General features: G+C 41.4%; 13 protein-coding genes, 6 tRNA genes and 3 rRNA genes. 3 read left to right on the forward strand and 19 right to left on the reverse strand.

All coding sequences use genetic code 11. The features are described from left to right. The first annotated feature begins 858 nt into the window (after positions 1 to 858). A complete protein-coding gene (locus ACN6MX_RS18705; protein ID WP_419959370.1) occupies positions 859 to 2,217 on the forward strand; it encodes an IS110 family transposase in 1,359 nt (452 codons plus the stop codon). 379 nt (positions 2,218 to 2,596) lie between these two features. Here the strand turns inward: ACN6MX_RS18705 and ACN6MX_RS18710 are convergent, their stop codons facing one another. From ACN6MX_RS18710 to ACN6MX_RS18795, 18 genes are all read right to left on the reverse strand, one after another. Further along, the gene (locus tag ACN6MX_RS18710) at positions 2,597 to 3,109 is read right to left on the reverse strand and encodes a type 1 glutamine amidotransferase domain-containing protein (protein ID WP_419960310.1); all 513 of its coding nucleotides are present in this window, start codon (positions 3,107 to 3,109) and stop codon (positions 2,597 to 2,599) included. Positions 3,110 to 3,267: 158 nt separating this feature from the next. After that, on the reverse strand, positions 3,268 to 3,879 hold the full coding sequence (locus ACN6MX_RS18715) for an FMN-binding negative transcriptional regulator (RefSeq protein ID WP_419962664.1): 612 nt from the start codon (positions 3,877 to 3,879) through the stop codon (positions 3,268 to 3,270). 195 nt (positions 3,880 to 4,074) lie between these two features. Beyond that, a complete protein-coding gene (gene glmM, locus ACN6MX_RS18720) occupies positions 4,075 to 5,427 on the reverse strand; it encodes a phosphoglucosamine mutase (protein WP_419960311.1) in 1,353 nt (450 codons plus the stop codon). Positions 5,428 to 5,464: 37 nt separating this feature from the next. Next, complete coding sequence (locus ACN6MX_RS18725; RefSeq protein ID WP_419960312.1) at positions 5,465 to 6,736, reverse strand: YbbR-like domain-containing protein; 1,272 nt, start codon at positions 6,734 to 6,736, stop codon at positions 5,465 to 5,467. Further along, a complete protein-coding gene (gene cdaA, locus ACN6MX_RS18730; protein WP_340777130.1) occupies positions 6,729 to 7,562 on the reverse strand; it encodes a diadenylate cyclase CdaA in 834 nt (277 codons plus the stop codon). Before cdaA ends, ACN6MX_RS18725 begins: the two co-directional genes overlap by 8 nt. Before the next feature lie 119 nt (positions 7,563 to 7,681). Beyond that, entirely contained in the window at positions 7,682 to 8,311 is a 630-nt protein-coding gene (locus tag ACN6MX_RS18735) for a zf-HC2 domain-containing protein (protein ID WP_419960313.1), read from the reverse strand. 17 nt (positions 8,312 to 8,328) lie between these two features. Then, positions 8,329 to 8,901 carry an RNA polymerase sigma factor SigW gene (gene sigW, locus ACN6MX_RS18740; protein ID WP_419960314.1) on the reverse strand — a complete coding sequence of 191 codons (573 nt, stop codon included), beginning with the start codon at positions 8,899 to 8,901 and terminating at the stop codon, positions 8,329 to 8,331. Between the two features lie 225 nt (positions 8,902 to 9,126). Then, on the reverse strand, positions 9,127 to 10,026 hold the full coding sequence (gene rocF / locus ACN6MX_RS18745; protein ID WP_419960315.1) for an arginase: 900 nt from the start codon (positions 10,024 to 10,026) through the stop codon (positions 9,127 to 9,129). Between the two features lie 70 nt (positions 10,027 to 10,096). Next, positions 10,097 to 10,687, reverse strand: coding sequence for a GNAT family N-acetyltransferase (locus ACN6MX_RS18750; RefSeq protein ID WP_419960316.1), 591 nt, complete (start codon positions 10,685 to 10,687; stop codon positions 10,097 to 10,099). Between the two features lie 108 nt (positions 10,688 to 10,795). Continuing rightward, positions 10,796 to 10,868 (reverse strand) — tRNA-Ala (locus ACN6MX_RS18755). Between the two features lie 24 nt (positions 10,869 to 10,892). After that, positions 10,893 to 10,967, reverse strand: a tRNA-Gln gene (locus tag ACN6MX_RS18760). Positions 10,968 to 10,973: 6 nt separating this feature from the next. Continuing rightward, positions 10,974 to 11,057: transfer RNA gene (locus ACN6MX_RS18765), tRNA-Tyr, on the reverse strand. Between the two features lie 20 nt (positions 11,058 to 11,077). Next, a tRNA-Val gene (locus ACN6MX_RS18770) sits at positions 11,078 to 11,153 on the reverse strand. A gap of 157 nt (positions 11,154 to 11,310) precedes the next feature. Continuing rightward, positions 11,311 to 11,383, reverse strand: a tRNA-Thr gene (locus ACN6MX_RS18775). Between the two features lie 13 nt (positions 11,384 to 11,396). Next, positions 11,397 to 11,471 (reverse strand) — tRNA-Asn (locus ACN6MX_RS18780). Positions 11,472 to 12,446: 975 nt separating this feature from the next. Continuing rightward, positions 12,447 to 12,562, reverse strand: a 5S ribosomal RNA gene (gene rrf, locus ACN6MX_RS18785). Positions 12,563 to 12,745: 183 nt separating this feature from the next. After that, a 23S ribosomal RNA gene (locus ACN6MX_RS18790) occupies positions 12,746 to 15,674 on the reverse strand. 196 nt (positions 15,675 to 15,870) lie between these two features. Further along, a 16S ribosomal RNA gene (locus ACN6MX_RS18795) occupies positions 15,871 to 17,424 on the reverse strand. The 16S, 23S and 5S rRNA genes sit together here, the layout of an rRNA operon. Before the next feature lie 253 nt (positions 17,425 to 17,677). Between ACN6MX_RS18795 and ACN6MX_RS18800 the strand changes: the two genes are divergently transcribed. Then, positions 17,678 to 18,337, forward strand: coding sequence for a hypothetical protein (locus tag ACN6MX_RS18800; protein WP_419960317.1), 660 nt, complete (start codon positions 17,678 to 17,680; stop codon positions 18,335 to 18,337). A 50-nt stretch (positions 18,338 to 18,387) separates the two neighbouring features. On the opposite strand, the gene ACN6MX_RS18805 is transcribed toward ACN6MX_RS18800, so the two are convergent. Further along, a complete protein-coding gene (locus ACN6MX_RS18805) occupies positions 18,388 to 19,065 on the reverse strand; it encodes a KinB-signaling pathway activation protein (RefSeq protein ID WP_419960318.1) in 678 nt (225 codons plus the stop codon). A 134-nt stretch (positions 19,066 to 19,199) separates the two neighbouring features. Between ACN6MX_RS18805 and gerD the strand changes: the two genes are divergently transcribed. Then, positions 19,200 to 19,787: a spore germination lipoprotein GerD gene (gene gerD, locus ACN6MX_RS18810; RefSeq protein WP_419960319.1), complete on the forward strand. Its 588-nt coding sequence runs from the start codon at positions 19,200 to 19,202 to the stop codon at positions 19,785 to 19,787. Positions 19,788 to 19,809 lie beyond the last annotated feature (22 nt).

Consider the following 19,809-nt stretch of genomic DNA (forward strand, 5'->3'; position numbering starts at 1 on the left):
TTTCTTAAGTATAATAAAAGAAACCCCTAAAATAAATAAGAATTTTCTTGCAATTAAGAAAAACCGAGCAAAAAGACGCCCGGTCCTTAGAGTTCAAAACCTGTTTCTAACGTTTTCGAAGGGCTCTGGACAGACTTATTGCTTTAGTATTATCGAATGTTTTTTTAGAGATGCTGGTCGTGACTAACGTCACGACCAGCGTCTCTTTTCTCGGTAATCTTATGGCGTTCGTCTGTCCATCGCCCTCCTACAACTTTTAGAAACATGTTAGTTCAATTTTGGATAACTAAAGAAAAGCTACTTTCTTATTCATAGAGTAAGCTCTCGAAGATACAATTTCGTTCGCCATTTCGCTTCTTTATAGTGCTTACACTTACTATTTCTCTTTATTTCCACTAGTATAAAAGAAACCTGCTTTCTTCCTCTATCATTTGGTTCATCGCATTTCTAATGCAAAAGCGATGACAAATAATTTGATCACTCTCTAAAATTTTTGACCAATCTTATCATCTAAGCGATAAGCTATGCTAAATTTTCTAGTGGAGTACTACACACTGATTGATTGTAGTGAAAGGTGGCGACTCCGGCGGGATGAGTGAGACAGATGAGCTATCACATCGACGCGTTAGCGACGGTGATAGCTCGTCGCTCACCCCGCGGAAAGCGTCCACCTGAAACGGAAATCATAGTATTATTCATTTTTAAAAGCACCGAAAACCCAGTGTTCACGGGACATTTTTATATACTTTCTGGTGTGTGAAATAATGAGTTTCGAAACAAAAAAGCCCCAGTGACTATGTTAGGATTGATACTTAACCAAGTAATTCAATCACCCACCCTAGAAGGAGGACATAATCAATGAGACTACTTAATGGTAAACAAGGTTTAAGAAGAAGTCAATTCGCAAAAGAACTTAGAGGTACCGATTTAGAAAAAGTATTGCTTGTTCCGATTGATGTTTCAAAGGTTTTGCAGAAAGCGATGATACTGAATTATTTTGGCGATGTGATTCACATCCCATTTTCATTCATGGTCAGCCAGACTGGCATGCAACTCCTTATTAAAGAGATCGAGGAGGCCAAACAGACTTGTCAAGCTGAACAGGTATTTGTGGGCATCGAAGCGACTGGCCATTACTACGAAGACATCGTACGTATTTTAACAGATGCGGGTTATTCTGTTCATATCATTAACCCATCTTCTACACATGAAGAACGGAAACAACATCTTACGTACACAAAAACGGATGACATCGATTTGTATCTGATTGCCGAGGCATTGGTGGGCAATAAAGCGACCAACTCCAAACTGCCTTCAGGCATGTACAAAGAACTTCAAAATCTTACACGCGCAAGAAGAAGTGAAATTAATAAGCGCTCTCGTATCAAAATGGAAATTCGGGTCGTCCATGATCATATCTGGCGTGAATACCAAGGAATCAGCGTGCTCGTTGATAAGAAAGTCAAAACGAAAACAATCTTTAGTGATTTTTGGGGAAAAGCCAGTCTTCATCTGTTAACCCATTATCCACACGCTTCTCAAATTCTTGAACTGGGAGAGGATGGATTACAGGAATTGTCCAAAAAACATAACCTAAAAATCCGCAAAACAACGATGGACAAGCTTCTCTTCGCAGCCAATGAAAGTGTCTCCAAGCCATTAGACCAGCTTTCAAGCGAGTTATTTCTCTTGAAAAAAAAGCTGAAAGCGTATGAATGGGCTACCCAAACAATTAAAGAGTACGAGGAGGAAATTGAACGTATATTCGTTCAAACCGATGGAATCTTTCTCCTGACCGTGCCGGGCATAGGACTTGTAACAGCTGCCGAAATCTACTGTGAAATGGGAGACCTTTCTCATTACACGAATGCCGGTCAGCTGATTAAAAAAGCTGGTACTAACCCTGTCATAAAACAATCGGGACCGGGAGGCGGGTATTTTGGACGTATATCCAAACAAGGAAATGCCAACCTGCGTAGGGCTATCTATACCGCCGGACGATGCCTTGCCAGACACAATGAGGCCCTGAAGCCTTTTTGTATCCGTTTAAAGGAAAAAGGCAAAAAGGCTGGAAAAATTAATATCGCGATGGGGAACAAGTTTATTAAAATTGCCTTTGCCATGTTAAAAAATCAGAAACCGTTTGAATGGGATGACCCAGAATTCAAATATGAACAGGAAATCTCTAAAAAATTAACACTACCTTTAGCTGCTTAAAGCAAACATAAACAGGTACCCTTCTTTTGGTTCGAGTGGAGATCGAATCAAACTTTCATGAGGCCGAGACCTCGCAGATAAGCCTTATCCCACTCGTTCTGTAAATGCGAATCAGTACGTTAAATTCTAAATTTGAACGCAATGCCAGAATGCATCCATGCAGTACAAGAAAAACGAGTGAATGCCCATTTCTGAATCAAAAAAAGGGTACCTGTTATATAAACAACTTGGTTAATTACTACTTGTAAAAAAAAGGATTTTTTGCGGTAGGCGTGTTTGAGTTACTCTAAAACTGGAAAAAAGTATTTGACATTGTACGCTTATCTTTTAAAAAACATCTTCTAATAAATAGAAGATGCTCTTATTGGTACTATTCAATTTAACCTAATAGCTTCACAATTTCTCTATTAAACGCTGGAATATCATCCGGATTCCGGCTTGTCACTAATTGATTTTGACAAACGAATACTTCTTCATCATGGAAATTTACACCTGCATTTTCTAAATCCACTTTAATCGACTTATATCCCGTCGCATCTCGTCCATCCAATGTTTTCGCAGTGATAAGTAATTGTGGACCATGACAAATAGCAAACACTGGTTTTTTCTCATCCATGAAATACTTGGCAAATTGAACAAATCGATCATCTGCTCGTAAAATATCTGGAGAAAATCCTCCTGGTATAAATAATGCGTCAAAGTCTTCCGGCTTCACATCATCAATGCCATAATCGATCTTCACTGTGGCTTCTCCGTTTTTACCTGTTACCTCTTTGCCTGCTTCTTTTTCGATTGCAAATACCTCATGCCCTGCATCGTTTAGTGCCTGTGCTGGGCCTGTGTATTCTACGTCCTCAAACATATTTGTGATTAATGTTGCTACTTTAGCCATTTCCTCACTCCTTAATTGTTTGTACACTCATACTATTCCACAAAACTTTCTCCAGTAAACATAAAAGCCATTAATGTGAAGACATATCTATGAACTTACATGCGTCAAAACATAAGAAATGCCTGTGTCTTTCCAATCGAAAGAAGCACAGGCATTTTTTAGCGTAATTTTTTCATTTCCTTTGCCACTTGATGAGCATAAGATGAAGATTCATGGTGAAGCTGCGTGATGATGTTGGCATAATCCTTGTCATTTCGATTCTGGCTCATTTTGTAGGCTGCTTGAATTTCTGTGACATTTAGTTTAAAACCGACAATACCCTTCAGTTCCCTTTCAAGAAGCTCAGGCGATAACGTTTCCCATAACACTGGATGTTGCCGGTGATGCTCATATACATGAAGAAGTGTCTTCAAATCATCGATCAGCTCCTCTTGCGTCTGGAAGCTGACGTTCCCGTATACATGCACAGATTGATAGTTCCATGTCGGGACTTGCTGCTCTTCATACCACGAAGAAGAAATGTACGCATGCGGTCCCTGGAAAATTATCAATGCTTCTTGCACCTCATTCAGCGTGTGCCACTGTCGATTGCCATATGCCAAATGTCCGCTTACCAAGATTTCATTTCCTATATTCTTTACAATAACAGGAATATGTGTCGCTACTGGCCGCCCTTTGTCTGTTGTCACTAGTGTGGCAAATGTATGCTGCTTAAGGAACGACCAAATTTCTTTCTCATCATCTACCTTGAATCGTTTAGGAATATACATAGGAACCTCCTTTGTTTGTGCACGTTCCACTACTTTTTGATAAAGCTGTTTACCCAATCCTTTATACTCAAGATACCACAAAATCCCTTACTCTTCGAAAAGAGAAAGGGATAGATATAAAAAGTCTTCTAGTACTTTAAGCTACTCGCGCAGTTTCCCACCGATATGGCAACAATCCTATGCCGAGTTTACAATCTATTCTTCTAGACCCATCTCAGCTCTTACAACTTCTACTATTCGGTTTACGTAGTTTTCGCATTCCTCTACGGTTGCAGCTTCTACCATTACACGAACTAACGGCTCTGTGCCAGATGGACGTACAAGAACACGACCATTTCCAGCCATTTCACTTTCTACTTCACTAATAATAGCTGCTACTTTTTCATTTTCCGTTACAGCATGCTTATCCGTCACTCGAACATTAATAAGCTTTTGTGGATAAATCGTCATTTCAGAAGCAAGCTCGGAAAGTTTTTTTCCAGTTATTTTCATAATATTAACGAGCTGTAACCCAGTCAATAAACCATCACCTGTTGTATTGTAATCCAGGAAAACGATATGACCTGACTGCTCCCCACCTAAGTTATAACCATTCTTTTTCATCTCTTCTACTACGTATCGATCTCCAACTGCAGTTTTAACACTTGCCATGTCATGCGTTTCTAATGCTTTATAGAAGCCCATATTACTCATCACAGTCGAAACAACTGTGCCGTTATTTAGACGTCCATTTGCATGGAGATGTTTGGCACAAATATACATAATTTGGTCACCATCTACAATTTGTCCTTTTTCATCTACCGCAATTAAACGATCTCCATCTCCATCAAAAGCAAGCCCAACATCTGCTCCTTTTTCTAGTACAAACTTCGCTAAGTTTTCTGGATGTGTAGAACCTACGCCATCATTAATATTCAAGCCATTTGGTGAAGATCCCATTGTAGATAAATCAGCATCTAAATCTGCAAATACATGCGTTCCTAAAGACGATGTTGAACCATTTGCACAATCGAGGGCCACATGAATCCCTACAAATTCTTCATCTATTGTTTGTTTCAAGTATTGAAGGTATTTTTGACCGCCTTCGAAGTAATCAGATACCGATCCGACACCAGCTCCAGTTGGACGTGGTAATTCATCTATATCCTTATCCAATAGTTGCTCAATTTCTTCCTCTTGTCCATCAGTTAATTTAAATCCGTCCGAGCCAAAGAATTTAATGCCGTTATCTGCCACAGGATTATGAGACGCAGAAATCATGACACCAGCACTAGCACTCATCGCTCTCGTTAAATAAGCTACAGCCGGTGTACTAATAACGCCTAAACGCATTACTTCAACTCCAACCGATAGTAGGCCAGCCACGAGTGCACCCTCTAGCATATGACCAGATATACGAGTATCCCGACCAATCAATACTTTTGGACGCTCTGTCACTTCCTTCGTTAGTATATATCCACCAATTCTACCTAATTTAAATGCAAGTTCTGGTGTTAGTTCTGAGTTTGCAACGCCTCTAACTCCATCTGTACCAAAATATTTTCCCATTTATTCTTCTCTCCTTAAAAACCTGTTGTTCAATCTATTAAGCTTCTTTAACCGTAAGGACTGCTTCCTGTTCAGAAGTTTCCCACTCTATATCGGATGAACCTTCTACTTGGATGGGAAGAACGCTTTCTCCCACTTCAGTATTAGTTGCTTCTACGTATACTGAAAAATTATTTAATTGAACCTTGTCTAAAGCCTCTGCTGTTCCTTTAGCAACAACCGAAACGATGCCATCTGCTGGTTTTTCGAAATTACTTACGAGTTTTTCTGGCAGTCCTCTTACAGTGATGGACACTTGGTCAAATGACTTTTCTGTGATTGTTGAAACAGGTTCTTCCTGTTCATCTGTTTCTTCCGCGTCAGGGTCAGAAGCAATTGTAACGTCTCCGGTAATCTCAATTGCTTCTTTTGATAATTTCGTAACCCCTTCTGGTACAGCTAATTTCATATCAAAGCTGCCAGACTTTTCTATTTTACTTATATCTACGTCGACATTTAACTGATCTATTTTAGCAAGGACTGATTTTGGTCCAAATAATCGAATTTTCTCTGTCTTTGTAGTTAGTCCATTTATGGTGACCCCTTCTTTGGGTTTACCTTGTTTCACTAGAGCTATCGGTACCTCTTTACTATATTCTTCTATTTTCACACTTACTTGAACAGAACTTGGTTCAACGACAACATCTAGCTTATTTAAGTCAAGATCAAGTACTTTGACAGTTGTTTCTTGTTCAAAGGACTTATTGATACCTTGATCTCCTGCAATAGTAGCTTTTACATAACCTATGCTATTAATAATACTTTTTGCTCCTGTTACCGTTACTTTTTGTGGTTTCACCTCATATGACTTCACCACATAGTTATCAGCTAACAGGCTTTCATTCATATCCGTTTCTACACTAAATTCTCGAGATATACGCTCTTCGATTACAACATCCACATACATAGGGTCTGTTCGAATATTTAGTTTTTCTGGGAAGTTTTCCGTTGCAATCGGAACTCGATGAGTACCTATAGCTAGTTCTCGAAGATCCACAAATACTTTAAAATCTTTCATCAATTTAGCCGATAACACCAATTGACTAGGACCTTCTACATTAACGTTAACCGTCTTTGGTGGACCAGTAACTACGAGATTATCATCGTCATAATAAACTTCAAGAGGTATATCACGAATTACATCTACATCATTACTGCTTCTATTTGTATTATCTCTTTCTATATCACTTTTCACGCTGATAAAAAGTGCAATTGCTAATACTAGTGCAATTATTCGCAAGAACCATGGATTATTCATCATCTTATCCATTTTGTTTCCCCCTCCACAACCATTTAGAAGAAGTTACTTGCTCCTCCTTTGGGAACCAAAGGCGAGTTAAATGGGACTCGAATTCCTCTATCGATAAATCTCTTCTTAAATCTCCATTTGAAGTTAAGCTAATCGCACCAGTTTCTTCTGAAACAACAATCGTTATAGCATCCGTCACTTCACTCAAACCAATTGCAGCCCGATGCCTCGTACCTAGCTCTTTCGATATGAAAGGACTTTCGGATAGCGGCAAATAAGAAGCTGCTGAAGCAATTGTATCTTTTTTAATAATAACGGCGCCATCATGAAGTGGAGTGTTCGGGATGAATATATTAATAAGTAGCTCTGATGTGATATAGGAGTTTAGCGGGATACCCGTTTCAATATAATCTGTCAAACCAGTTTCTCTCTCTATAGAGATCAATGCTCCGATTCGTCTTTTAGCCATATAACTAATCGATTTCGTCATTGCTGTAATTAGTCGACCTTGCTCTTCTTCCACTTGCATTGTGCTTCTAGAGAACAGCTTCCCTCTACCTATCTGCTCAAGCGCTCTTCTTATCTCTGGCTGGAAAATAATAATAATAGCTAAGAAACCATACTCAATTACTCGATCTAACAGCCAATCAAGCGTATTTAAACCAAAAAAGTCTGTTACAACTCGGGCAATGACAATGACAAAAATTCCTTTTAACAATTGAACTGCTTTCGTTCCTTTTATTAAGGTGATAACTTTATAAATAACAAACCATACAAATAAAACATCCAAAATATTTACAATAACGTTTACTGGCATTAAATCTGTAAATTGCTCCATAAACGACATGTGGCATCCCCCACTTTTCATCACTAATCCGTTCTAAATAAGTATAACATAATTACGAAAATCCCTCGCTTTTGGAACTAAAAAAGTCTATCCAAAATATATACGGATAGACCTTTTCGTTATTTTGTCTCATCTTTTTCAAAGAACAAGACGACTTCCTTCGCACTATCTTTAATGTTGTACCATAGCCAGTCAAACGCTTCATTGATTTCCTCACTAGTTCCGGTAATTACCGCAGTAGAAGCCATATATTTAGAACCATTAATAATGGTTAAGTTTCCATCTAATTCTCCGTCAATCTGAACATCCCCGTTGCGAACAACTAGATCACCTTTAACGACTTGTCCTTCGGGTATAATAACCGTCTGACCTTCCACAACAACGTTTTCTTGCTTCGTGAAGGAGAATTGTTTCTCATCATTAAAGTTCGTAAAAAGTGCACTACTCATCAATAAAAGGAACATCGCAGCAGCTGTAAGAACCGGATGACGTCGCAGCCATTTACTCACTCCTGCATGGGATTTTTCTTTCGGTAACCTAGCTATTACGGAATGACTGAAATCATTTGGCGCCTCTATATGAGCAGCTCCTTTGACGAAAGCAACAACATTGCTTAACTCATGCATATGAGCCTGACAAGCCTTGCATGAGTGCAAATGAGATTTAAGTTCCAGCTCATGTTCACGGCTGATTTCACCATCTAAATATTCATGCATAAAGTGAACAATTCGTTCTGGACACGCATTCATCGTGATTCCCTCCTATATTAGATATGAGGCTGTCTGCTTAGCTGTTTTCTAAGCGCTTCTCGTCCTCTATGAATTCTTGTTTTAACTGTTCCAAGTGGTAAATCTAATATCTCACTTATTTCTTGCAGAGATAATTCTTCCATGTATTTCAATACGATAGCTGATCTATATTTATCAGGAAGTCTGCTAATTTCATACTGTATGCGCTCCTGTAGTTCAAGCTTCATGAGTTCTTCTTCTGGAAGTTCATCAGTCGCCGCTATTTGAGAATACATATCAAGTCCTTCTGTACCTCTTACTTCCGCATCTAAATAGTAATCTGGCTTCTTTTTCCTTATGCGATCAATACATAAATTTGTTGCAATTCGATACAGCCAAGTAGAAAACTTTCTTTTTTGATCAAATGTATGAATATTAATAAAAGCACGGACAAACGCTTCTTGAGCTATATCCTCTGCCTCATGACGGTTACCAAGCATCCTATAGCATACTTGATATAACCTATGCTGATACAGGTCGACAATCTCCGCGAATGCGTCTTTATCGCCCTTTAATATTTGTTTAATTCGTTTGTTCACTAACGCATCCATCGTGTAATTTCGCCCCCGCTCCATGCGGCTGTCTTACCTATACGTATGAAGGTATCAACAGGTTTCATATTTTTTTATACCTTAATATTATCAAACATTTCCATCTTTGTGTGGATTTATCAAAAAGAAAAAAGCAGACTGCGTGTCCGCTTTTTCATATTGGAGATATACCTTACCTGTTTTACCTGTCTACTTTAAACACTACTATTTCGCATGAAATAATTCTTATATAAGACTTTCCCCTAATAGTGATCCCATTAGTCCAACCGCTACATCTGCTGTTTTATTTTTTTCATCGAGAATTGGATTTACTTCTACGAATTCAGCAGAAGTTATTAAATTTGAAGCATACAGCATTTCCATCGCTAAATGACTTTCTCGATACGAGATACCTCCAGCCACCGGAGTTCCTACCCCAGGTGTATATAATGGGTCTAAACCGTCCAAATCAAGCGAAAGATGAACCCCATCCACCTTGCGTTCTTGGAAATACTGGATAGTTTGGGTCATCACTTCTGACATCCCAAGCTTATCAATTTCATGCATGGAGAAAACTTTAATCCCTTTTTCTCTAATCAGTTCACGTTCCCCTGGATCTACTGAGCGAGCTCCAATAATCACAACATTCTCTGGCTTAACCTTAGGTGCAAAATCTCGAATATTCACGAGTTCCTCATGACCTAACCCAATACTTACTGCAAGTGGCATCCCATGGATATTTCCAGAGGGAGACGTTTCAGCTGTATTTAGATCGGCATGCGCATCATACCAAATGACTCCTAAGTTGTCATAGCTATCAGCTAAGCCTGCAAGTGTTCCTATAGCAATACTATGGTCTCCACCTAATACTATTGGAAAATTACCTTCCCCAATAATGTCATGAACCCGATTAGCAAGTAATGTATTCGCTGCAATTACTTCTTCCAGATTACGTAATTTCGTATTTTGAGATATCTCTCTTCTACCTATTACAATATCTCCAGCGTCGTCTACAGAGTGACCAATATCTTGCAGTCTTTCTACTACACCTGCATACCGTATAGCGCTTGGCCCCATATCGACACCTCGTCTATTTTGACCAAGGTCCATTGGAACCCCTATAATTGATATATTTAATTTATTCATTATTTTATACCCCCATTAGTTATTACACTTATTGTAAGTGCTAAAGGGTGTTTGGCTCAACCAAGCATAATTACGAATATTTATTCATTAATCCAACTAGCTTGTATTTCACTTCTAACCATTCGCTTTCTATGATAGAATAAACAACCGCATTTCGAACAGATCCGTTAGATCGTATTCGTTCATTACGCATAATGCCCTCTTTAACGCCGCCAATTCGTTCGATTGCTCGTTGAGAAGATAAATTTAATTCATCTGTTTTAAACTGAACTCGAATCATTCCCATTTGCCCAAAGCAATACTTTAGCAGCAAATACTTACATATTGTATTTACGTGCGTACGCCGATATTGTTTTCCATAGAAAGTAGAGCCTATCTCGCAACTATAATTTGTATGATCTATTCCATAAACACGAGTGGTACCCATAATTTCTTTCGTATCTGTATTTTCTACAACAAACGTAAGAGCAGTTCCTGTTACATTCATTTGATGAATTCCAGCGGCCAACCATTGTTCTAGCTGTTCTTTGCTTTCAATCCTATTTAACATAAATTCAAATATCTCCGGCTCATACAGTTCCCACAATAGTCCACAATCCGAAACTAGTAACGGACGTAAGGTCACATCCCCATAAGTTAAAGTCTCACCCAAATCGGCCACCTCACTTTTATTTCATCATAAAGGAAACTACACTATATTGAAAAGTATTTTTCTTACACAAAAAAACTCTTTCAACTTTTAGTCGAAAGAGTTTTACTATAATATTTATGGAGCCTAGCGGGATCGAACCGCTGACCTCCTGCGTGCAAGGCAGGCGCTCTCCCAGCTGAGCTAAGGCCCCATGATTTTTAAATTAGAAAACGATTGGCTGGGGTACCTGGATTCGAACCAGGGCATGATGGAATCAAAATCCATTGCCTTACCGCTTGGCTATACCCCAATAAACTGGTGGAGGGGGACGGATTCGAACCGCCGAACCCTAAGGAGCGGATTTACAGTCCGCCGCGTTTAGCCACTTCGCTACCCCTCCAAAGCTAAGTTTAAATATAATGGTGGAGGATGACGGGCTCGAACCGCCGACCCTCTGCTTGTAAGGCAGATGCTCTCCCAGCTGAGCTAATCCTCCTGGGTTTAAAAAATACTATTACGTTATATTTTCCATCTTGAACTACTATTATTCATTCAGATGAAAATACTGCTTGTTTATGCCAAAACCAGACAAGAACTATAATATCATATATCTGACATTAGGACAAGTTTTTTCCTTAAATAATTTGTAGTGAAGCTTCCAACCGGATTTGAACCGGTGACCTCTTCCTTACCATGGAAGCACTCTACCTACTGAGCTATGGAAGCAAAGACAAAAAAATGGCTCCGAAGGTAGGACTCGAACCTACGACCGATCGATTAACAGTCGATTGCTCTACCACTGAGCTACTTCGGAACGTTTATCTATTTAAAGTACAAATATAATTATAGCAACTCTTATTAAAATTTCAAGTATGTATTTAAAGAATTAAAAAACCTGGTATAAAGATGCCCGCTTCATTAAGGTCAAAACCAGTTTTTATCTTTTCCAAAGGGCTTTGAACAGACTTTTTGCTATATTATTACCGAGTGAGTTTTTAGTGATACTGTTTTCGGTCATCTTATGGCATTTGTCTGTACGTTGCCCTCCTGTAACTCTTAGAAAAAGAGTAGTTCATTTTTGGATAACTAGAGAAAAGTCACTTTCTTATTCATAGAGAAAGCTCTCGAAGATTCAATTTCGTTCGCTATTTCACTTCTTTATTTTGTGAACACTTACTATGTCTATATATTTCCACTAGTATTAAAGAAAATCTACTTCCTTCATCCATCATTACAGAATAGTATCCTTAAGACAACGGACCATTTTATCATTATATTAACTTTGACTACTATCATTATCAAAGCAAAAATCTTTGCCAAGTCTTATAGCCTGTCTACTACACCCTCTATTAAGAGTAGTGAAAGGTGGGAACAGCGTTCGGCGAAGAGGTGGCCGATGCAATGCTTAGCTAAAAAGCATTTTTTAAGAGATTCTTCTTCGTATTTACTTGCTCTCACCTATTGTTTACTTGCTTACAACTGTGGTCTACTTCCGGTTGTAAAGGATTTACTGGCTCTAAGTCTATATTTACTTGTGATCTATTACCTTTTACTTGTGGAACGGACAATTTTTCCAAAGTACATTATAGTACATTATAAATTAATTCAGTCTCAGTGATGGTTCATCGCTCGCTTCAAAACATGAAAGTACCTTGGAACGGAAATCAGCAGTATAAATCATCCTTTTAAGTTCCTTGAATTCTGTATTCAAGGGACATTTTTAATACTTATCTTTTAAAATACAAAAAAGGTCGTTACCGAGTTAATCGGTAACGACCTTTTCTTTGGTGCCCAGCGACGTCCTACTCTCACAGGGGGAGACCCCCAACTACCATCGGCGCTGAAGAGCTTAACTTCCGTGTTCGGTATGGGAACGGGTGTGACCTCTTCGCCATCATCACTAGACTCTTCGGCTTTCAATATACGGCGCATTGCGTTGTCAACTTCATTCGTTCGGTCAGTCACGTACCTTAGTACGTTCCTTCCTTCTCTCAATCGTTTCCTAGCATTGCTTGTATCTTGAAACCCTCATATATAGAGTGCTTGTTCACTCAAAACTGGATAAACGACATTGGAACTGAAACAAATTTGGTTAAGTCCTCGATCGATTAGTATTCGTCAGCTGCACGTGTCGCCACGCTTCCACCCCGAACCTATCTACCTCATCGTCTTTGAGGGATCTTACTTACTTGCGTAATGGGAAATCTCATCTTGAGGGGGGCTTCGTGCTTAGATGCTTTCAGCACTTATCCCGTCCACACATAGCTACCCAGCGATGCTCTTGGCAGAACAACTGGTACACCAGCGGTGTGTCCATCCCGGTCCTCTCGTACTAAGGACAGCTCCTCTCAAATTTCCTACGCCCACGACGGATAGGGACCGAACTGTCTCACGACGTTCTGAACCCAGCTCGCGTACCGCTTTAATGGGCGAACAGCCCAACCCTTGGGACCGACTACAGCCCCAGGATGCGATGAGCCGACATCGAGGTGCCAAACCTCCCCGTCGATGTGGACTCTTGGGGGAGATAAGCCTGTTATCCCCGGGGTAGCTTTTATCCGTTGAGCGATGGCCCTTCCATGCGGAACCACCGGATCACTAAGCCCGTCTTTCGACCCTGCTCGACTTGTAGGTCTCGCAGTCAAGCTCCCTTCTGCCTTTACACTCTTCGAATGATTTCCAACCATTCTGAGGGAACCTTTGGGCGCCTCCGTTACACTTTAGGAGGCGACCGCCCCAGTCAAACTACCCGCCTGACACTGTCTCCTACCCGGGTTACGGGTATGGGTTAGAATTTCAATACAACCAGGGCAGTATCCCACCGACGCCTCCTCCGAAGCTGGCGCTCCGGGCTCTAAGGCTCCTGCCTATCCTGTACAAGTTGCACCAAAATTCAATATCAAGCTATAGTAAAGCTCCACGGGGTCTTTCCGTCCTGTCGCGGGTAACCTGCATCTTCACAGGTACTATAATTTCACCGAGTCTCTCGTTGAGACAGTGCCCAGATCGTTACGCCTTTCGTGCGGGTCGGAACTTACCCGACAAGGAATTTCGCTACCTTAGGACCGTTATAGTTACGGCCGCCGTTTACTGGGGCTTCAATTCGCACCTTCGCTTGCGCTAAGCACTCCTCTTAACCTTCCAGCACCGGGCAGGCGTCAGCCCCTATACTTCACCTTACGGTTTTGCAGAGACCTGTGTTTTTGCTAAACAGTCGCCTGGGCCTATTCACTGCGGCTCTTCTAGGCTATGCACCCAAAAGAGCACCCCTTCTCCCGAAGTTACGGGGTCATTTTGCCGAGTTCCTTAACGAGAGTTCTCTCGCTCACCTTAGGATTCTCTCCTCGACTACCTGTGTCGGTTTGCGGTACGGGCACCTATCACCTCGCTAGAGGCTTTTCTTGGCAGTGTGAAATCAGGAACTCCGGACATACGTCCTCGCCATCACAGCTCAATGTTACAGAATGCGGATTTGCCTACATTCACACCTTACTGCTTGGACATGCATAACCAACAGCATGCTTACCCTATCCTTCTGCGTCCCCCCATTACTCAAACGGTGGTTTGGTGGTACAGGAATATCAACCTGTTATCCATCGCCTACGCCTATCGGCCTCGGCTTAGGTCCCGACTAACCCTGAGCGGACGAGCCTTCCTCAGGAAACCTTAGTCATACGGTGGACGGGATTCTCACCCGTCTTTCGCTACTCATACCGGCATTCTCACTTCTAAGCGCTCCACCAGTCCTTCCGGTCTGACTTCAACGCCCTTAGAACGCTCTCCTACCACTGATACCAAAGGTATCAATCCACAGCTTCGGTGATTTGTTTAGCCCCGATACATTTTCGGCGCAGCGTCACTCGACCAGTGAGCTATTACGCACTCTTTAAATGATGGCTGCTTCTAAGCCAACATCCTGGTTGTCTAAGCAACGCCACATCCTTTTCCACTTAACAAATACTTTGGGACCTTAGCTGGTGGTCTGGGCTGTTTCCCTCTTGACTACGGATCTTATCACTCGCAGTCTGACTCCCAAACATAAATCATTGGCATTCGGAGTTTGTCTGAATTCGGTAACCCGGGATGGGCCCCTAGTCCAAACAGTGCTCTACCTCCAAGATTCTAACGTTTGAGGCTAGCCCTAAAGCTATTTCGGAGAGAACCAGCTATCTCCAGGTTCGATTGGAATTTCTCCGCTACCCACACCTCATCCCCGCACTTTTCAACGTGCGTGGGTTCGGACCTCCAGTAAGTGTTACCTTACCTTCATCCTGGACATGGGTAGATCACCTGGTTTCGGGTCTACGACCACATACTCATTCGCCCTATTCAGACTCGCTTTCGCTGCGGCTCCGTCTTCTCAACTTAACCTTGCATGTAATCGTAACTCGCCGGTTCATTCTACAAAAGGCACGCTATCACCCATTAACGGGCTCTAACTACTTGTAGGCACACGGTTTCAGGATCTATTTCACTCCCCTTCCGGGGTGCTTTTCACCTTTCCCTCACGGTACTGGTTCACTATCGGTCACTAGGTAGTATTTAGCCTTGGGAGATGGTCCTCCCGGATTCCGACGGAATTTCACGTGTTCCGCCGTACTCAGGATACACTCAAGAGAGAATGAATTTTGGACTACGGGGCTTTTACCCTATCCTGCGGACCTTTCCAGATCGCTTCGTCTAACTCATTCCTTTGTAACTCTATGTAGAGTGTCCTACAACCCCAAGAGGCAAGCCTCTTGGTTTGGGCTATTCCCGTTTCGCTCGCCGCTACTCAGGGAATCGATTTTTCTTTCTCTTCCTCCAGGTACTTAGATGTTTCAGTTCCCTGGGTGTGTCTCAGATGCGCTATGTATTCACGCAAATGTACTGCTCCATTACGAACAGTGGGTTTCCCCATTCGGAAATCTCCGGATCAAAGCTCACTTACAGCTCCCCGAAGCATATCGGTGTTAGTGCCGTCCTTCGTCGACTCCTAGTGCCAAGGCATTCACCGTGCGCCCTTATTAACTTAACCTAAAAGTTAAAAAGTCTTACACGTCGTGATTACGTAAATAATCACAACAGAATTTCTTGTTGTTTATTGTTTCAATGTCGTTTTATCCAGTTTTCAAAGAACAAGTATCGAATCTTCATATAAAAATGAACATTCAAAACTGAACTGCAAAACGTTAAGATACGAATAAAAATTCGTATTCCGATATTATCCTTAGAAAGGAGGTGATCCAGCCGCACCTTCCGATACGGCTACCTTGTTACGACTTCACCCCAATCATCTGTCCCACCTTCGGCGGCTGGCTCCCGTAAGGGTTACCCCACCGACTTCGGGTGTTACAAACTCTCGTGGTGTGACGGGCGGTGTGTACAAGGCCCGGGAACGTATTCACCGTGGCATGCTGATCCACGATTACTAGCGATTCCGGCTTCATGTAGGCGAGTTGCAGCCTACAATCCGAACTGAGAACGGTTTTATGGGATTTGCTCACCCTCGCGGGGTTGCGACCCTCTGTACCGTCCATTGTAGCACGTGTGTAGCCCAGGTCATAAGGGGCATGATGATTTGACGTCATCCCCACCTTCCTCCGGTTTATCACCGGCAGTCACCTTAGAGTGCCCAACTGAATGCTGGCAACTAAGATCAAGGGTTGCGCTCGTTGCGGGACTTAACCCAACATCTCACGACACGAGCTGACGACAACCATGCACCACCTGTCACCGCTGTCCCCGAAGGGAAAACTCTATCTCTAGAGCGGTCAGCGGGATGTCAAGACCTGGTAAGGTTCTTCGCGTTGCTTCGAATTAAACCACATGCTCCACCGCTTGTGCGGGCCCCCGTCAATTCCTTTGAGTTTCAGTCTTGCGACCGTACTCCCCAGGCGGAGTGCTTAATGCGTTAGCTGCAGCACTAAGGGGCGGAAACCCCCTAACACTTAGCACTCATCGTTTACGGCGTGGACTACCAGGGTATCTAATCCTGTTTGCTCCCCACGCTTTCGCGCCTCAGCGTCAGTTACAGACCAGAAAGCCGCCTTCGCCACTGGTGTTCCTCCAAATCTCTACGCATTTCACCGCTACACTTGGAATTCCGCTTTCCTCTTCTGTACTCAAGTCCCCCAGTTTCCAATGACCTTCCACGGTTGAGCCGTGGGATTTCACATCAGACTTAAAGGACCGCCTGCGCGCGCTTTACGCCCAATAATTCCGGACAACGCTTGCCACCTACGTATTACCGCGGCTGCTGGCACGTAGTTAGCCGTGGCTTTCTAATGAGGTACCGTCAAGGTACGAGCAGTTACTCTCGTACTTGTTCTTCCCTCACAACAGAGTTTTACGATCCGAAAACCTTCTTCACTCACGCGGCATTGCTCCATCAGACTTTCGTCCATTGTGGAAGATTCCCTACTGCTGCCTCCCGTAGGAGTCTGGGCCGTGTCTCAGTCCCAGTGTGGCCGATCACCCTCTCAGGTCGGCTACGCATCGTCGCCTTGGTGAGCCGTTACCTCACCAACTAGCTAATGCGCCGCGGGCCCATCCTGTAGTGACAGCCGAGACCGTCTTTTAACATCTCCCCATGAGAGGAAATGGATTATTCGGTATTAGCCCCGGTTTCCCGGAGTTATCCCAATCTACAGGGCAGGTTGCCCACGTGTTACTCACCCGTCCGCCGCTAAATCAGAAGAAGCAAGCTTCTTCGTCATTCGCTCGACTTGCATGTATTAGGCATGCCGCCAGCGTTCGTCCTGAGCCAGGATCAAACTCTCCATAATAGAGAACTTAAAAAGCTCATTTGTTTTGCTGGCATCATCATTAAATGATGTCAAAATTGTTTTACTTATCATTCTAACTAAGTTAGTCAATAAGTTGTATGTCTTAACGTTTTGCATGTTCAGTTTTCAATGTTCATGTTGTTTAAGTTGTCGTCTTGTTTCAGCGACCTTTGTATCTTAACATCTTTTTAACATTAATGTCAACACTAAATCATAAAATTAATTAAAACGATTTGAAAAGGTGTGTGTTTCTTTGAAAACAAAAGCTTTATTAGTTGGTTTATTGATAGTTTTGGGATTGTTTTTATTTAATGTACCTAGAAACTTTTCTTCGCTGCTCCCTGTTTTTCAGCTTACAGAAAAGCCTACTGTTATTTCGAAAGGATCCTATGGGAATACAATTACGATAGATTTAACTTTTGGAAAGGATGATATTAAAAAGCTTGTAAATGATCTGCAGGCTCCTTATCCGCATTTCTTTATAAGTATTGAATGGATTGAACGTTCTGAGGACATTATAGACATCATGAAAGAAAAAAATGTACCCATTGGCCTTTTGGGTAAAAATGGAGCAACCTATATAGAAAATCCGACTTTGTTTGAAAAAGAAGTTGAACGATTTGAACAAGCAATTGGAGAAAAACCACTATGGTTTAGAACAATGGATTATGAGTTTCCTATTGAGTTGCAAAAAAAGGCTTGGGAACAGGAAGTTAATTTACTCAGCTCTAGTAAGTACTGGACCGATAAAGTGCCTGGACTTGAAAAAGGAGACATCCTCACTATTCCTCTTCATCAAGAAGAACGGTTAGATATACAGCAACTGACAAAGTTTGTTCAGTCTAAAGAAATTATCAGTATTGAACAAAATATCTTTGGTTTAAAAGTAAAAACCAAAACTTATCCAGAATAATCTCTATTAAATATAAAAGTTGCTCTGACTAGTCGTCAGAGCAACTTTTATTAGTTCTTAGCGGATGCTGCTTCTCTTCTTTTTCTTCTACGTTCTTCTAATTTTAAGCGATCGACTTCTGACTTCGCATTATATTTTGGTAATGCCAGTAATTGGTATGCATTAACCGCAAGAATCGGGAATAATAACAGCGTAACCCAACTATCTACATTGTCTGCTCGTACCATTAATACCGGAAGCCACTCCAGCGTTGAAACAACAATCATGAAGAACAAAGCAGATATAAGTGCGTGCTTTTTCGTTAGATTTGCTTTAATGATTGCTACTACTACAGAGGTAATGATTAGGACAGCAAGTAAGATTACGTATAGCCATATTTGTCCCGTTGTTTCTGCATTTGGCCTAAAACGGAACATAATTAAATCAAAAATAACAAATGCAATAATCAATAACTGCACCCAGTTCCACAGAGTCAGGGTTTTAAAAATGTTAACCCCCATCTGATGAATCGTTAAGTAAGCAAAATAACCCATTTGTGCGATTACACTAATGGTGAATCCCATTACTATCATAAAGGCAAATGCAGCAAAGAATTCACTCCATTGCCCTGCTTCAAAGTATGTTGAAAAAGCATCGTCCCAGCGTATAAATAAACCAAAAATACCCGTTATTAAACCTCCGATTAACAAGGCATTTAGAAAGAATTTAAACCAATTTCGTATAGTCACAGCGAGATTTCCTCCATCTTTTCTATTTCCTCTATAAATTGTAACAAGCCTTTTAAGAAAAATCTATTTCTTCCTATTGACTATACATATTTCTTAACCAAATGTGAACAATAATCGAAAGGACGGTGAGGGATATGAAATACTTTGCACTTTTATTAATGAGTCTTGGACTTCTCGCTAGTTGTAGTTCTCCCGCTACTCAGCCTACTTATGAGGAGAATAAGAAAATGTTCATCGATGCTCTACAAACAGAGGATGGGAAAAAAGCAATTCGAACATTGTTGTCGGATCCTCAATTCAAGGAACTTCTTGTATTAGACAGTGAGCAAGTAAAAACATCTGTTGAACAGACAATGCTTTCAAAAGAAGCGGAGGATTTTTGGAAGGAAGTTTATTCGGATCCCAAGTTTTCAGAGACAATGGCTAAGAGTATGGCAAAGCAGCAAGAGGAATTGATGAAAGCTCTAATGAAGGATCCTACTTATTTAAAGGATTTAGAAACCTTTTTTGGTTCAGCTGAGATGAAAAAAGAATTAGCTAAGGTATTGGAATCCAGCGATATGCGAAAAGAAATGCAAAAGGTTGTAGAAGAAACTATCAAAAGCCCTATGCTTCAGGCTAAGTGGCAGAAACTAGTGGAGGAAGCTGGAGGAAAAACAGAAAAAGGTGGAGGGGAAGGAAGTTCTTCTGAGGAAGAGAAGAAGAAAGAAGAAGAAAAATAAGGCCGCTCCTCTATGGAAACGG

Origin of the sequence: Psychrobacillus sp. BM2 (assembly GCF_048572895.1) — a bacterium.
Taxonomy (GTDB): domain Bacteria; phylum Bacillota; class Bacilli; order Bacillales_A; family Planococcaceae; genus Psychrobacillus.